The organism is Poseidonocella sp. HB161398 (assembly GCF_005870025.1).
Classification (GTDB): Bacteria; Pseudomonadota; Alphaproteobacteria; order Rhodobacterales; family Rhodobacteraceae; genus Mangrovicoccus.
In genome coordinates this window covers 1-529 of record NZ_VATA01000296.1, presented here as the reverse complement: position 1 = coordinate 529, position 529 = coordinate 1, and the positions used below count along the sequence as shown (strand labels likewise).

1 pseudogene is annotated in these 529 nt (G+C 63.7%); it reads left to right on the top strand.

The features are described from left to right. Nucleotides 1-232 precede the first annotated feature (232 nt). A pseudogene (locus tag FGX59_RS39240) lies at nucleotides 233-529 on the top strand (transposase); the annotation flags it as partial.

Below are 529 nucleotides of genomic sequence, written 5' to 3'. Positions count from 1 at the left end.
TATCCGGGACTTTCCTGTCGTTCGCTGCAGCAGCGAGAAGTCAGCCTTGAAGCTCTCTAATTTCGAGAATCTTCGGATCATGGAAAGTACTGTTCTGTCGCTCTGGCGTGCGACGATGACGGTCCGCCCACCGATCGGAAAGCAGAGGAAATACCGGCACCAGGAGCTCCAGATCATCCATGCCGAGGAACTTGACCTGCCGCAGGACAGGGTGCCCGTCCACTGGAAGCAGATCACGAACCTGCCGGTCGGGAGCCAGGCCGACGCCGTGTACAAGCTCGAATGGTACGCGCTGCGCTGGAAGATCGAGCGCGGGTTCCGCGTCCTCAAGAGCGACATCGAGACCGCCCCCGTCCACCACCGCCTGCCGGACCGCATCCGCGCCCATGCGCCGATCTGCTTCCTGGCGCTGGTCCTCTACCGCGTCATGCGAATGCGGCTGAAGGCGAAGGGCCATTCCGCCAGCCCGGGACCGTTGCCGGGCCTGATGACCCGCGGCGACCCGACCGTGACCACTCATGCCAGGCCA